This window comes from Glaciecola sp. G7-5, from assembly GCF_055808975.1.
In genome coordinates, this window is sequence record NZ_CM147892.1 from 4,596,777 (window position 1) to 4,610,548 (window position 13,772).

Annotated in this window: 12 protein-coding genes and 1 pseudogene; 9 read left to right on the forward strand and 4 right to left on the reverse strand. The window is 41.5% G+C overall.

The features are described from left to right. Positions 1-6: 6 nt before the first annotated feature. The 3 genes from aceE to ampE form a co-directional block, all read right to left on the reverse strand. A complete protein-coding gene (aceE, locus tag AC0L6H_RS20175) occupies positions 7-2,679 on the reverse strand; it encodes a pyruvate dehydrogenase (acetyl-transferring), homodimeric type (RefSeq protein WP_473391138.1) in 2,673 nt (890 codons plus the stop codon). A gap of 104 nt (positions 2,680-2,783) precedes the next feature. Then, positions 2,784-3,533, reverse strand: a complete 750-nt coding sequence (locus tag AC0L6H_RS20180) for a GntR family transcriptional regulator (protein WP_473391140.1) — start codon at positions 3,531-3,533, stop codon at positions 2,784-2,786. 114 nt (positions 3,534-3,647) lie between these two features. After that, the gene (ampE, locus tag AC0L6H_RS20185) at positions 3,648-4,583 is read right to left on the reverse strand and encodes a regulatory signaling modulator protein AmpE (protein ID WP_473391141.1); all 936 of its coding nucleotides are present in this window, start codon (positions 4,581-4,583) and stop codon (positions 3,648-3,650) included. A 487-nt stretch (positions 4,584-5,070) separates the two neighbouring features. On the opposite strand from ampE, the gene nadC reads away from it, so the two are divergent. The 8 genes and pseudogenes from nadC (at position 5,071) to AC0L6H_RS20225 (ending at position 11,739) form a co-directional block, all read left to right on the forward strand. After that, positions 5,071-5,889 (forward strand): carboxylating nicotinate-nucleotide diphosphorylase, encoded by an 819-nt coding sequence (gene nadC / locus AC0L6H_RS20190; protein WP_473394601.1) that lies wholly within the window; start codon positions 5,071-5,073, stop codon positions 5,887-5,889. Between the two features lie 218 nt (positions 5,890-6,107). Next, positions 6,108-6,551 carry a pilin gene (locus AC0L6H_RS20195; RefSeq protein ID WP_473391142.1) on the forward strand — a complete coding sequence of 148 codons (444 nt, stop codon included), beginning with the start codon at positions 6,108-6,110 and terminating at the stop codon, positions 6,549-6,551. 144 nt (positions 6,552-6,695) lie between these two features. Beyond that, positions 6,696-7,903, forward strand: a pseudogene (locus tag AC0L6H_RS20200) (type II secretion system F family protein). Positions 7,904-8,062: 159 nt separating this feature from the next. Continuing rightward, the gene (locus AC0L6H_RS20205; RefSeq protein ID WP_473391144.1) at positions 8,063-8,947 is read left to right on the forward strand and encodes a prepilin peptidase; all 885 of its coding nucleotides are present in this window, start codon (positions 8,063-8,065) and stop codon (positions 8,945-8,947) included. Continuing rightward, positions 8,947-9,573: a dephospho-CoA kinase gene (gene coaE / locus AC0L6H_RS20210; protein ID WP_473391145.1), complete on the forward strand. Its 627-nt coding sequence runs from the start codon at positions 8,947-8,949 to the stop codon at positions 9,571-9,573. The genes AC0L6H_RS20205 and coaE overlap by 1 nt, the downstream gene beginning before the upstream one ends. Before the next feature lie 154 nt (positions 9,574-9,727). After that, the gene (gene zapD, locus AC0L6H_RS20215; RefSeq protein WP_473391147.1) at positions 9,728-10,480 is read left to right on the forward strand and encodes a cell division protein ZapD; all 753 of its coding nucleotides are present in this window, start codon (positions 9,728-9,730) and stop codon (positions 10,478-10,480) included. Between the two features lie 94 nt (positions 10,481-10,574). Beyond that, positions 10,575-10,814 carry a DNA gyrase inhibitor YacG gene (gene yacG, locus AC0L6H_RS20220; RefSeq protein WP_473391148.1) on the forward strand — a complete coding sequence of 80 codons (240 nt, stop codon included), beginning with the start codon at positions 10,575-10,577 and terminating at the stop codon, positions 10,812-10,814. 43 nt (positions 10,815-10,857) lie between these two features. Continuing rightward, positions 10,858-11,739: an aspartoacylase gene (locus tag AC0L6H_RS20225; RefSeq protein WP_473391149.1), complete on the forward strand. Its 882-nt coding sequence runs from the start codon at positions 10,858-10,860 to the stop codon at positions 11,737-11,739. Between the two features lie 27 nt (positions 11,740-11,766). Here AC0L6H_RS20225 and AC0L6H_RS20230 read toward each other — a convergent pair whose 3' ends face one another. Beyond that, complete coding sequence (locus AC0L6H_RS20230) at positions 11,767-12,384, reverse strand: TetR/AcrR family transcriptional regulator (protein ID WP_473391151.1); 618 nt, start codon at positions 12,382-12,384, stop codon at positions 11,767-11,769. 191 nt (positions 12,385-12,575) lie between these two features. On the opposite strand from AC0L6H_RS20230, the gene AC0L6H_RS20235 reads away from it, so the two are divergent. Then, positions 12,576-13,763, forward strand: a complete 1,188-nt coding sequence (locus AC0L6H_RS20235; protein WP_473391152.1) for an efflux RND transporter periplasmic adaptor subunit — start codon at positions 12,576-12,578, stop codon at positions 13,761-13,763. The last annotated feature ends 9 nt before the right edge of the window (positions 13,764-13,772 follow it).

Genomic DNA, 13,772 nt, shown 5'->3' on the forward strand with positions numbered 1-13,772 from the left:
TCCTATTTATGCGTATAGTGGGTTAATTTTGTCGCCGTCAATCTCAAGCGCTTTTTGCGCTTTAGCCAAAGTGGCGGCATCTAAATCACCTGCTTTATGTAACTCATATAAAGCGGCATAAGCAACGTTATTCGCATCAACTTCAAAATGGCTACGCAAATTGGCGCGGCTATCAGAACGACCAAATCCGTCTGTACCTAATACTCGATATGTACCTGGTATAAATGCTCTTACTTGCTCCGCATAAGACTTGATATAATCAGTCGCAACAATCGTTGGGCCATCGTTACCATCATTTAATACTTCAGTGATGTAAGCGGTTTTTTGTTTCGCTTTTGGATTACGCATATTAAAGCGGTCACAATCTATACCATCGCGACCTAGCTCATTAAATGAAGGCACACTGTATACTTCACTTTGAATGCTATAGTCTTTCGCCAAAATCTCGGCTGCTTTGCGTACTTCAACTAAAATAGTGCCCGAACCTAAGAGTTTAACTTTCTTCTTAGATTTTGCAGAGCCAACTTTATCAAGCAAGTAAATACCTTTTAAGATACCTTCTTCACAGCCTTTTGGCATTTCAGGCTGAACGTAGTTTTCGTTCATTACAGTCAGGTAGTAGAATACGTTTTCTTGATTCTCGAGCATTCTGCGAATACCGTCTTGAACAATCACTGCAACTTCATAACCGTAGGTTGGGTCATAACTTACGCAGTTTGGAATAAGTCCAGCTTGCACGTGGCTATGTCCATCTTGGTGTTGTAAACCTTCACCGTTTAGCGTTGTTCGACCAGCAGTACCACCCACTAAGAAACCACGGCACTGTGAATCACCCGCTGCCCATGCCATATCACCCACACGCTGGAAACCAAACATAGAGTAGTAGATGTATACCGGAAGCATAGGTAGGTTGTTAAGAGAGTATGATGTCCCCGCAGCAACAAATGATGACATAGCGCCAAGTTCGTTTATGCCTTCTTGCAATACTTGACCTTTCTTATCTTCGCGGTAGTAAGCAACTTGGTCTTTATCTTGTGGAACATATTTTTGTCCGCTGTTGCTATAAATACCAACTTGGCGGAATAAGCCTTCCATACCAAAGGTACGCGCTTCATCTGGAATAATTGGCACAACACGTTGTCCCATTTGCTTGTCTTTAAGCATAACGGTAAGGACACGAACAAAAGCCATGGTGGTCGAGATTTCTCTGTCTCCAGAACCTTTAGTAATTGCTTCAAATGCTTTTAAAGGCGGTGCTGGAAGCTCTTCTGTACTATTTGCGCGACGCACAGGCATGTAGCCTTTCAACGCTTCGCGTTTTTCACGCAAGTACTTCATTTCAGGGCTATCTTCGTCAAACTTATAGTATTCTAGGTTTGCACAAGCTTCGTCAGTCAAAGGAATATTGAAACGGTCGCGATAAAGTTCTACAGAACTGGCGTCCATTTTTTTCACGTTGTGAGCAATGTTTTTACCTTCGCCAGCCGCGCCTAAACCATAACCTTTAACCGTTTTAGCTAAGATAACTTGTGGACGACCTTGGGTTTCTGTAGCACGTTTATATGCCGCATATACTTTAACTGGATCGTGTCCGCCTCGGTTTAGTCGCCAAATATCTTCATCAGACATATTGGAAACCATTTCTTTTAGCTCTGGGTACTTGCCAAAGAAGTTTTCACGCGTGTACTGACCACCGTTAGCTTTAAAGTTTTGATATTCACCATCAACGGTTTCGTTCATCACATCAAGTAACTTGCCTGAGGTATCTCTCGCAAGCAATGAATCCCAATAGCGACCCCAAATAACTTTAATTACTTCCCAACCCGCGCCACGGAAAGTACCTTCTAGCTCTTGGATAATTTTGCCATTACCACGTACAGGACCATCTAAACGCTGTAAATTACAGTTGATAACAAACGTTAAGTTATCCAAATTCTCACGCGATGCAAGACCAATAGCACCTAAGCTTTCTGGCTCATCTACTTCACCATCACCCATGAAGCACCACACGCGTTGATTTGAGCAATCGCGCAATCCACGATTCGTTAAGTACTTCAAAAAGCGTGCTAAATAAATAGCTTGCATTGGGCCTAGACCCATAGAAACTGTGGGGAATTGCCAAAAATCGGGCATCAATTTAGGATGTGGATAAGACGATATGCCCTCACCACCCACTTCTTGACGGAAATTGTCTAGTTGACCGGCACTGAGTCGACCTTCTATGAAAGCGCGGGAATAGATACCCGGCGATACGTGTCCTTGAACAAAAAGGTAGTCGCCGCCGTTATCGTCAGTGGGTGCTCTGAAAAAATGGTTAAAACCAACATCGTATAACATTGCAGAAGAAGCAAAGCTGGAAATGTGACCACCTAGTTCCAAATCTTTTTTGGAGCCACGCAGTACCATCATAAGCGCATTCCAACGAATAGCGTTTCTTATTTTAGCTTCAATGGTTTGGTCACCAGGCATAGTTGGCTCTTGGCCAGCAGGGATAGTATTTATATATGCCGTGGTTGCATCATAAGGTAAATGTGCACCGTTACGACGGGCTTTTTCAATAAGCGATTCTAATAAAAAATGCGCTCGATCGACGCCTTCTGTTTCTAACACCGCTTCAAGCGCTTCTATCCATTCCTGCGTTTCAATCGGGTCAACATCAGATTGTTTCATATCCGCCATAGTTTTTTCCTATTCATTGGTTCAACTGTCTTGTTTTTTGTAAGGAACGCTCGCGTTACTCATTATTGTTGGGTTAACGCGCCCTACCTCCTAAATTACTCGTACTAACTATCACTCACTATTCGTCGCAAACTGCGCTGAACATGCACATTATTTTTGTTTATGTCCAACAAGGTTTGCTCAATGAATGACAAATGAAGATGACTTGCGTCGCGCGCAGCATCTGGGTTACCTGATATAATCGCTTGTACAATAGCCGTCCGTTGCTGCGATATTTCGTTTTCTACTTGTGCGCCTGAACGTAGCATCGCTAAGTTTTGCTTAACGTTGTCTTCGAGCATTAAACGCATTGCTTGCATAACCTGCACTAAGACCATATTTTGAGACGCTTGCGCCATCACAAAATAAAATTCACCTAAGGCTAAAGCTTCTTCTTCTGGATTTGCCTTTACACTTGGTGAGTTAAGTTTTTCTAATGCTTTTGTGAGTGCCGCGTGATCTTCGCTGCTCCCCCTTAATGCCGCATAAAAAGCTGCCATGCCTTCAAGGGAATGCCTAAACTCGAGCAAATCAAATTGGGTTTCAGGACGCTTAGAAATTAGCTCAAGGAGAGGATCTGACAACCGTTTATTCAAATGTTGTGATACAAAGGTGCCACCACCTTGTTTACGCTCTATCAAGCCCTTTGCTTGCAAGTTTTGAATTGCTTCACGCAGAGATGGGCGCGAAACATTGAACTTGCCGGCTAGCTCACGCTCGGGTAAAAGCTTTTCACCAGCCGATAATGTGCCATCAACAATCATAGATTCTAGTCTTTCAGTGATTACATCTGAGAGTTTTGTTTGTCTAATCATCTTGTCTCAAGCTTAAAATAAGGATTTTTAATAACATTGTTCTAGTGAAAAATGACAATGGTATTACCAATTAACCAAGAGCATTCTAAACAAGTATTTACAAAAGTAAAGTGTTTAACCAATTATTCCCGCTAATGTCATAACTGATACGACCATTAACAAGAAAATAACATTTCGTTTTACTAACTTAACCATTTGTAACGGCTCTTGTAACTCTGGATTTTCACATGGCACAATATCTTCACTCGCTTTCGCCACTTTTGCGAGCACGTCATAGGCGTTGAGCTTGGTATCGGCTGCTGTTTCAAGCCACACCGGCAGGCTTTTACTAAAGTGTCCAACAAGCAGAAAACCAAACGCGGTTATGCGAACGGGCAACCAATCTAGAATAAATAAAACCTGCTCTTGGGCATGCAAAGATGGCGTTGATTCATGCTGAAAAGAGTGCACAACTTCATCGTCATCTGACTGCTTAACAACTCTTTCTTCTACTTCTGACGCTTGTTCAGCTTCACCAGCTTTTTCATCAACTTTATAAAAATACCATTCTTTGCACAGTGAATAGAAAACCATACCTGTCAATCCAAACAAGACAAAAAATATGATTACGCTTGCATAATGGCGATAATTAACCAACACCAATTGTTTCCCCACATTCGATAAATCGCCGCCCTTGTTACCAAATTGCTCTGAATATAAAGAACAGGCTTCAAAGTCTTCACGATTGGCCGCTTGCAAATAACGCTTGTAGGTTTGTCGCGTCATAGGACAGCCTAAACATGCCCAAAGCACCGCTATATATAATACAAATACCAATAGGCTAGGGAGATAATGAACCAGTAGCCAAACGGCGAAAGCGGGCAGTGCGCAGACTACAATCATCACCAATGTATTGCTGTTCGATGCAGAGGAGTCGTTAGTTTCTTGTTTGGGTAAAAATGGAAGTATAAATGCAAAGTATTGTTTTGCTAAGGCAGTAATGTGGAAGGCTTTAGATTTAACAACGACTCTTTCGAGCGCCATAACGATTAATAAGGTAAAGAGTGTCACGAGTTTATGTCCTTTATTAAACAGACATTTAGTATAATCATTCGCCTATAGACTGCAACAAAGTTTACTTTATGACAGATAGTGCTAATACTGAAACTTGCAAAAGACCCACTAGCATGAACTTATTATTGTATTGGAATGCTTGTTAGGCGCACAACTGGCATGTAAAATATAACAGTATCCTTTTTTTAAAGGATGAAAGAGCTAGTATAAAGCAGATTACCGCCTCTGTAGGAATTACGATTCGCTTAAACGATTAGTATTATACCTTCGCAAGAGTGGCACTGCTGAAGAGTCTCGCTTCAAACCTACATTATTTTGTGTATTGGTTTATGTATTTATTAACAAATAAGGATAGGTATTGAAATCACATACAAGCAAAACGCGTGATGCCAAAAACATCGACATCACAACATATGCTATTACACAAGAAAGCATAGACAGAGATGTAGAGCGCGCACTAATAGAAGACTTAAGTCCGCTGCCAATGGTATCTGACACAGAGCATAGCAAACTTGAACACTTGCAATCTTTTATTAACCATGACATTACCGCGAATCTAATTGCGCAAGACTCCACCGCACATGCACATATAATTACCCGTGAAGACATAGTTGTATGCGGCTTACAATGGGCGCAATCTGCATTTATGTTAGTAGACCCATCACTCGAACTCACCTGGCATTGTGAGGATGGTCAAGCAATAAAAGCCAACACCACGCTAGTTGATATCAAAGGTAGCGCAAAGGCAATTTTGACTAGCGAGCGCACAGCGCTTAACTTTCTTCAAATGTTAAGTGCCACCGCTACTACAACGGCACACTATGCAAAATTTCTGCAAGGGTCTTCGACTGCATTGCTTGATACACGCAAAACTATTCCTGGCTTTCGTCAAGCACAAAAGTATGCAGTGGCTTGTGGCGGTGGTAAAAATCACCGCATGGGATTGTATGATGCCTTCCTTATAAAGGAAAACCATATAAAAGCCTGTGGTTCAATAGCCAATGCAATTTCTCAAGCAAAAGCCTTGCAAACGCAAAAACCCATAGAAATAGAAGTAGAAAACCTAGATGAATTACGCCAAGCAATCGCTGCAAACGCAGATATAGTAATGCTTGACAACTTTTCAACAGAACAGATCCAAGAGGCAGTTTCTATCAATAATCACCAGTGTAAGCTAGAGGTCTCGGGCAACATTACCGAAGAAAGACTGACGGAATTAGCGAAAACAAGGGTTGATTATATATCATCTGGTGCAATTACCAAGCATATCAACGCTGTCGACCTTTCCTTATTAATATTGTAAAAACAGATAGTTAGCTAGGAGAAACCACTAACTTTAGTGGTTTTTTTGTGTGCAAACACACACTTAGGTATATGTCTGCATACTTCACAGCATAGGATTGAGGCATATAATCATTTCCGAGGTTGAGGAGAGACACATTTTAATAAGGTGACTTTCCGCAACTATACACAAACCACACTGTTAAAAAAATCGCGTTAAACGACGCTCGGAGAATTATTATGAACATGAATACTATTAAATCTAATCAAAAAGGTTTTACCCTAATCGAATTAATGATTGTTGTTGCAATCATCGGTATTTTGGCAGCCATCGCATTACCGGCTTACCAAAACTACACAGACAAAGCGAAATTTACTGAAGTAGTTAATGCAACTGCGGCGGCTAAATCAGCGGTTGAAGTTTGTGCTCAAATCGCGGGTGGAACAGACGCAACGGCAACTGACTTATGTGACGCAGGAACTAAAGGCATCCCTGCTGCAGTAACTGGTTCAGACACTGCTGTTGGTCTATCAATCATTGACGGTGTTATCAAGGCAACTGCTAGCGGTAACTCAGGTCTAACTATTGATGGTACTGCAAAAAGTTACATCGAACTTACTCCTGTACGTGCTAACGGCACTGTAACGTGGACAACTGTTTGTAACCCTACTACTTTATGCTAATTAAGTAATAGTGATACGAGTTTCGAAAAAGCCCAGTCTTACTGGGCTTTTTGTTTAGCTTTTTTTGTATGAGTTTTTGTTGCTAAAGAATTCTATATAAAAGGCGTTAGATCTAATAAGCATAGTAAAAATTAGGGGAGCCTTATGGCTGTTATTACAAATGATTTCGTTTGGTCTGGTTCGGACAAAAGTGGCAAGAAAAGCAAAGGCGAAATTGCCGCTAAAGATTTGTTAGAAGCAAAGAACATGTTAAGGCGTCGTGGTATTTCAGCGACCCGAGTCAAGAAAAAAGCGTTCCGATGTTCAAGCGCAAGGCAAAGATAACGCCAATGGATGTGTGCGTCATGTCCAGACAAATAGCGACCATGCTAGGCGCGGGTGTAACCCTAATTCAAAGCTTAGAAATGATTGGACAAGGCAACCCCAACGAATCCATGCGCAAACTATTAAGTACGGTTACCGATGAAGTAAAAGCAGGTAACCCTTTGTCTGCAGCGCTTCGTAGCCACCCTCTTCAATTTGATGAATTATACTGCGATTTAGTAGAAACCGGTGAACAATCGGGTGCCCTTGAAACGATTTACGATCGAATCGCCCTGTATAAAGAAAAAAATGAAGCACTAAAATCTAAAATTAAAAAAGCCATGTTTTACCCAATTGCGGTGCTAGTGGTTGCATTTATCGTTACCATTATTTTATTGGTTTTTGTGGTACCGCAGTTTGAAGAAATATTTGCCGGGTTTGGCGCCGAGTTACCCGCATTTACCTTAATGGTGCTTGCATTATCAAACTTTGTGCAGTCCTACGGTATTTTTATTGGTGCTGGAATGGCCGCGGCATCATGGCTATTTGTGCGAGCCCATCGAAAATCAATTAAAATTCGAGACTACGTAGACGCACGAATTTTGCAAATACCTATCATTGGAGAAATCTTGAAAAAGGCCGCGATAGCACGTTTTACACGAACGCTGTCAACAACCTTCGCAGCCGGAGTACCATTAATTGGAGCGCTTGAATCCGCAGCGGGTGCATCAGGCAACGCCGTTTTTAGAGATGCTATTCTCTACATTCGACGCGAAGTATCGGGCGGAACCCAAATGAATAGTGCAATGCGAGCAACAAACGTGTTTCCAGATATGGTGACACAAATGATTGCCATCGGTGAAGAGTCTGGTGCGGTAGACGATATGCTGAGCAAAATAGCCTATATCTATGAGGCTGAAGTTGATGATATGGTTGACGGTCTCACAAGTCTTTTGGAACCAATGATTATGTCGGTGTTGGGCGTGGTAATTGGCGGCCTTATCATTGCGATGTATTTACCTATCTTTGAAATGGGCGCGGTCGTTTAGTTTAGCAAAGGCTTTTATTCGCTCTTTTTAATTAAATATTATAGGCTTATCGTGCGATAAGCCTTTTTTATGCACGCTACCTCATATAAAAGTGTAGTAGAATTTACATAATGGCAAAGCGCGCATCCATCTATTTTTATAAGGTTTACACACTCAATCATGTTAGAACTCATGGCAACATCGCCCACCTTTTATATCTGTTTCGTGTTTGGCATATCGCTATTGGTCGGTAGTTTTTTAAACGTCGTTATATATCGCCTTCCCGTGATGATGAAAAATGAATGGCAAGATCAGATTGATGCACACAATCAGGGTGATAACTACGATCCACACGCCGCATCTAAGCGAGCACCATTTAACTTAGTCAAACCAGATTCAACCTGTCCAAAATGCCAGCATAAAATTAGAGCATGGGAAAATATTCCCGTGATTAGCTGGCTATTTTTACGAGGCAAGTGCAGCAATTGTAAAAATCCTATTTCTATTCGTTATCCACTTATCGAATTACTCACCGCGGTATTAAGCGCTTGGGTCGCCTATGAGTTAGGGTTTACGCCCATCGCATTTGGCTTTATTTTTTGTACTTGGCTCTTAGTTGCGATGACCTTTATTGATATCGACGAGATGCTACTTCCTGACACCTTGACCTTGTCTATGTTGTGGATAGGTTTATTGCTGATTGCTTATCTTGACCCAAGCAACACGCCAGTTTCTTTATTTGATGCAGTGGTAGGAGCGGCGGCCGGTTACTTGAGTTTATTCATCGTTTATTGGGTGTTCAAATTGGCGACGGGAAAAGAAGGCATGGGCTACGGCGACTTCAAATTACTTGCTGCCATTGGCGTATGGGTAGGTTGGCAGCATTTGCCTATTGTAATATTACTGTCATCGTTGGTTGGCGCTATCGTGGGCATTTGTATTATGGTGTTGAAAAAGAAAGACAGTAACCTTGCAATACCTTTTGGTCCTTATTTGGCCGCAGCAGGGTTTTTAACCATGCTGTACGGACAAGATATTTCAACTTGGTATTTGTCGACTCTATAATGCATCAGCCTAACTTATTAAAGAAAAAATACATTGTTGGCGTTACCGGTGGGATCGGCTGTGGTAAAACCACAGTGACTAATTTGTTCGCTGCCAGAGACATAGACATCGTAGACGCTGACCTAGTTGCACGAGACGTAGTTAAAGCCGGTTCACAAGGCCTTTTAGCCCTAGTTAACACTTTTGGGGATGGCATACTTGACCCACAGATGACCCTAAACCGCGGCGCTTTAAGAGAAATTATTTTTGCTGATAATGAAGCAAAAGAGAAGGTCAACGCTATTTTACACCCGCTCATTCGAGAAAATATGCTGAACCAATTAGCGCAAACGCGGTCGCAGTATTGCATCTTATCTGCGCCATTATTATTTGAGAATAATCTGCATGCATTGGTAAATCGAAGTTTAGTTGTTGATATTACGCAAGAGCAACAGTTAACCAGAACCCTTGGTCGTGATGGGGGAAACGAAACTACCATTCGCAATATTATTGCATCTCAAATAAGCCGCGAAGAAAGATTAGCCTTAGCAGATGATATAATAGATAACAGTCAAGGTATTGAGCTACTTGCTCCGCAAGTAGAGGTCTTACACACTAAATACCTGTCTTTAGCACGGCGAGTCTAGATAAAAGCTTGGCACAACGAAAACTTCGGGACTTAAACCGATAAGTTTTAAAATTATCTGCATTCGTCGCCCCCAAGCGCGTAATTTTTGTGTAGAATACCAACTGTAGCAACTACTTACGGCAATCGCCGTTGAATCTAATCAGGAGAATTTAATGTCGGTCGCGCTTTACGAATTTCCACTTTGCGAAAAGGTGAGAAACTACCTGCGACTTGAGCAGTTGTTTGCTCAATTAAAAGAGTCCCAATCTGCCCGAACTGAGAATCAATACCTCTATTTTTTTGAAGTACTCTTTAACGTTACTGACTTAGTCGATCGTCTTGATTTACGCACCGATTTTTTACGAGATATTGATGCCCATGAACGCAAACTCGTACATTGGTCACAACATCCAGACATCGATACCGAGGCACTTGAACTCGCTTTGCAAAATCTTCATCGTGTTGGCAGTGATATAAAGAAAAACAAAAAGCTCGGCGCCAGTTTACGAGAAGAAAAGTTCTTAAACAATATTCGTCAACGTTTTGCGATTCCTGGCGGGGTGACCAGTTTCGATTTACCTTCTTTATTTTGTTGGTTAAAACAGGCCTCGCATAAAAAGCAAAGTGATATGCAAAAATGGGTTTCACAACTGTCTTTGATAAATACGAGTCTCGAAATGCTTCTTTCCTTTTTACGTGAAAAATCACGCTTCCAAGACATGGTAATCCAAAGTGGATTTTATCAAGGAAGTGTTGAAGACAAAATAGAACTTGTCAGAATACAGTGTGATCTCGCCTCAGGCATTTACCCTGTCGTAAGTGGCAGCCGTTCTCGGTATGGTGTTAAATTTATGAAGCTACAACCAGAGGCTGGCACAAGTGCTGCTGTTACCGATACAGTAATGTTTAAATTGGCTAGTTGCTAAGTTAAATTTTTTTGTCTGCTGGCTTATTCTCAAGCACTATTTACAGTAAACTTAGTCCTTCAGATTAATGTCAAGATAGGTAGTACAGTCAAACATGAAAGTAAAATGCCCCACATGCCAAGTAGAATTAATTTGGAATGACAAAGCCGTTCACAGACCCTTTTGTTCAAAACGATGTCAGTTGATCGATCTCGGCCAATGGGCAAATGAAGAGCATAGTATTCCAAGTGACGAACATAAGTTAGATAAACTGCCCGACAATATCGACATTGAAGATATCGAGGCAATGCTTGCACAACAAGCAAACGATAGCGATGGATTTTTTAAACCATAAAACCTCATTTTAGTGTGTAAGCAACTTAGTAGAATAAGAGAAGATGATAAAGCAAATTTTAATTAGCGGTGGAACTCACGGCAACGAAATGTCGGGAATAGCAGCGGTAAAACAGTGGCAAAAAAAACCGCAACAATTGCACGAAGTCGCCCCTAATCTCAATATTCAGTTGGCGCTTGTTAATGAATGTGCAATAGACGCGAGAGTTCGCTACATTGACGAAGACCTAAACCGCCAGTTTTCATTAAGCAAGTTAGCAACACCTGTTCAAGACACCAGCCCACAAGAGGCAAAGCTAGCCCAGCGCTTCAACGCAGAGTATGGTCCTAAAGGCAGCGCTGCTAAAACCGATTTTTGTATCGATATACACAATACAACGAGTAACATGGGCCCTACCCTCATCGTATTAGAAAACGACCATTTTAACCAGCAACTCGCACGCTATGTAAAAAATGCAATGCCAAGCGCCATCATACTTGTAGAAGATTACCAAGCCTTCGAACAATTTGGCTACCTTTGCACCCTTGCGAAAAAAGGCGTGATGGTTGAAGTTGGTCCACAAACACAAGGGGCGTTAAAAGCCAGTATATATCAACAAACGGTCGAGATGACCCTTGCTATTCTGCGTTTTATCGAAGCATTTAATCAAGATACATACACTGACCTTGCCCCGGTAGAAGCTTATCGTCTGGGCACTGAAATTCCTTATCCCACAGACGAAGATAAGCAAAAAACAGCAATGTTGCACCCAAGTTTGGAAGGCAGTGATTTTATGGCGCTGAAGACTGACCAAGCTTGCTTTGTTGATTTTTCAGGCAATGACATTTTGTGGGAAGACAAGGTTACCTATCCTCACTTCATTGGCGAGGCGGCATATGATCATCTAAACCTTGCCTTTGCTACGTCGAGCAAATGCTTATTCTAAAAAGCGCAAAGATTAGGCGGATTTATGCTACACATTAAGGCCCAATACTATTTCTAACATCGCCGCTATGTCCTCGTCACTAGCGGCTTTTTGCCCTTCAAATCCATGCATCGCTCTTGTGTAATTTAAGCCAGATACTGAAGAGACTAGAATGTCAGTTAATAAGGCGGGTGCATGCTTCATTTTTATGTAGCCTTTCTCTTGCCCCATTTCGAGTAACAAAATAACGCGGTCTATGGTCGGCTGATAAGTGCGATTGTAGTACTGCTGCGTTAAATGTTGATGACTGATTGCTTGAGAAACCATGAGTTGGTCAAACCGTACAATTTCAGGATCGAATATAATCTCTCTTAAATTTTTACAAAACTCAAAGATTACCTGACGATATCCTTGGGCATTGTCGATATTGGTATTGAGCGGCGTAAAAATTCTACTCACATCTTCAGAGACGACTTGTTCAAGAATTTGGTCTTTATTTGCAAAATACTTATATAAAGTCATTTTAGATGTCTTGGCTTTCTTTACCAACATGTCAGTCGTCACAGCAGCAACGCCTTTGGAAAAAAACAATTCCCGAGCCGCTTCTAAAATACGACATTTCGGAGAGGCTTTTTGTGAATTAGTGAGTTGTTTAGTACTGCTCATAATTACTTTGATACCACGTGATTGAACGCAAATAGTCGCTTTCTGATTAGAAATAGAAAACGATCATGTCAAAAAATAAGACGCCAAAAACTATAACCTAAATTTTTTTAATTGGTACTGTACTGTACAGTACAGCTTTAACTGCGTATACTTCCTGCGTTTTCTTAAAGCCAACAAAGAAGCCTATTTACATGAACTCAAAACTGCCTGTCCTTATTATTTGTCTTACCAGTGCCATTCTTTTTTTAGGATGTAGTGATACAAAAAACCAGGAAAGTGACTATCAAGAAGTCCCCAAAATGGTTAAAACTCAAGTTGTGTCATTGTTCGATGGAAGTATTCAACGACACATCACAGGGCGGCTGCAAGCTGCACAAAACACTTCACTATCATTCGAAGTCAATGGTGTTGTCTCTTCAATTTCAGTAAATTTAGGTGAAGTATTTACACAAGGTGAAGTACTCGCTCAACTTGACACTAAACTATATAAATTAGCAGTAGCACAAAGTGAGGGTGTATTAGGTGAAGCAAAAGCATCGCGGGCAGAAGCTAAGCAAACACTTGATAGAAACTTAACATTGAAACAGCAAAATCTAGTACCACAAGCGATAGTAGACAACGCCCAGGCCGCTTACAATATAGCAAACGAAAGAGTAAACAGCGCACAAAGCGCACTTAACATTGCCAAACAAAATCTACGTGATACCACTCTCTATGCACCCTACAACGGCACCGTTTCAGCACGTATGATAGAACCCAACCAACAAATTACTACGCAAAGCCCTGTATTCACAATCCAAGGCGAAGCTAATCTAGAAGCGGTGGCTGTGGTGCCCGAGTCTGTGATTGGTCGCATCTCGTTATCAAGCCAAGTGCAAGTACTCATTCCAGCCCTCAATACAGAGACTCATAGCGCAGCTCATTATCAAAGCCCAGCGCAGTATATGGCAACGCTAACGGAAATAGGTAAACAAGCATCAGTCGCAAACGCATTTCCAATTACCGTCACCTTCAATCAAGCATACCCGCAACTCCTCCCTGGCATGTCAGCAGAAATCATACTACCGCTTAATGGTTTAGGTGAGACAGACAAGAGTGCGCAATCGGGTGCTTTGTATAAAATTCCCTTAACGGCAATCGCAACCGATGAAAAAGGACAGTATGTACTGAGCGTTATTAAAACTAACACGCAATATGTTTCGAAAAAAGAGTACATCACTATCGTTCAAACCTTAGCTAAAGCGATGCTTGTCAAGTTCAACACAGCACGTTCACAGTCCGATATCGATATTGAAGTGATTACCGCGGGTGTCGCCTTTATCCAAGACCAACAGTTAGTCACGCCATTGAGTCGCAGCCAGCTGATTTATAACCAATAGAGAGCGGTA

Bases quoted from the DNA above. Each gene is read 5' to 3' on its own strand.
- aceE (WP_473391138.1), bottom strand. From the start codon at position 2,679: ATGGCGGATATGAAACAATCTGATGTTGACCCGATTGAAACGCAGGAA.
- AC0L6H_RS20180 (WP_473391140.1), bottom strand. From the start codon at position 3,533: ATGATTAGACAAACAAAACTCTCAGATGTAATCACTGAAAGACTAGAA.
- nadC (WP_473394601.1), top strand. From the start codon at position 5,071: ATGGTATCTGACACAGAGCATAGCAAACTTGAACACTTGCAATCTTTT.
- AC0L6H_RS20195 (WP_473391142.1), top strand. From the start codon at position 6,108: ATGAACATGAATACTATTAAATCTAATCAAAAAGGTTTTACCCTAATC.
- AC0L6H_RS20205 (WP_473391144.1), top strand. From the start codon at position 8,063: ATGTTAGAACTCATGGCAACATCGCCCACCTTTTATATCTGTTTCGTG.
- coaE (WP_473391145.1), top strand. From the start codon at position 8,947: ATGCATCAGCCTAACTTATTAAAGAAAAAATACATTGTTGGCGTTACC.
- zapD (WP_473391147.1), top strand. From the start codon at position 9,728: ATGTCGGTCGCGCTTTACGAATTTCCACTTTGCGAAAAGGTGAGAAAC.
- yacG (WP_473391148.1), top strand. From the start codon at position 10,575: ATGAAAGTAAAATGCCCCACATGCCAAGTAGAATTAATTTGGAATGAC.
- AC0L6H_RS20225 (WP_473391149.1), top strand. From the start codon at position 10,858: ATGATAAAGCAAATTTTAATTAGCGGTGGAACTCACGGCAACGAAATG.
- AC0L6H_RS20230 (WP_473391151.1), bottom strand. From the start codon at position 12,384: ATGAGCAGTACTAAACAACTCACTAATTCACAAAAAGCCTCTCCGAAA.
- AC0L6H_RS20235 (WP_473391152.1), top strand. From the start codon at position 12,576: ATGAACTCAAAACTGCCTGTCCTTATTATTTGTCTTACCAGTGCCATT.